This window comes from Sphingomonas sp. GC_Shp_5 (assembly GCF_026540855.1).
GTDB lineage: Bacteria > Pseudomonadota > Alphaproteobacteria > Sphingomonadales > Sphingomonadaceae > Sphingomonas.
Genome location: NZ_JALNUP010000063.1, coordinates 1 through 512, shown reverse-complemented (window position 1 = coordinate 512; position 512 = coordinate 1). Strand labels below are relative to the sequence as shown.

At 52.9% G+C, this 512-nt stretch carries 1 protein-coding gene; it reads left to right on the top strand.

Annotation, left to right across the window (positions count from 1 at the left end; translation table 11 throughout):
• The first annotated feature begins 82 nt into the window (after positions 1–82).
• Entirely contained in the window at positions 83–493 is a 411-nt protein-coding gene (locus tag OXR60_RS19835) for a J domain-containing protein (RefSeq protein WP_267397784.1), read from the top strand.
• The last annotated feature ends 19 nt before the right edge of the window (positions 494–512 follow it).

Genomic DNA, 512 nt, shown 5'->3' with positions numbered 1-512 from the left:
TGGTGGCTAGCGGAAAGGCAGCTTTTGGTGGAAGAGGTGGCAAAGCGGACGCATTGCGGTTGCTTCGCCCAAGGTAGACGCATTGGACTACTCAAAGGACTATTACAGCATTTTAGGGGTCGCGCCGCAGGCCGACCCTGTTGTCATTCGAGCCGCATATAAAGCGTTGATAACTAAGTTTCATCCAGACCGAAATCCGTCTGCCGAAGCTCTGCTCGTAGCTAAATCGTTGACCGAAGCGATATCGGTTTTAGGTGATAGTGTACGCCGGCTCGACTATGATCTCAATCGATTGGAGCGGTTAGCTCCGCAGGATTCAACTTTTCGTCGCGGATCTCACAGGATAACGAAGGAAGCAGTTGGAGCAAAGTCGCTTGTTCGCGCCTTCAGCGCGGGGCCTGCGCAGCGATCTAGAACTATCCTGGGCGTCAGCGGCCTGATAGCCCTATTTATTCTATTTGTCCTGGCCGTTTTGATAAGTGGACCGAGCTAGGTCCGCTAGTGGTGGTTAG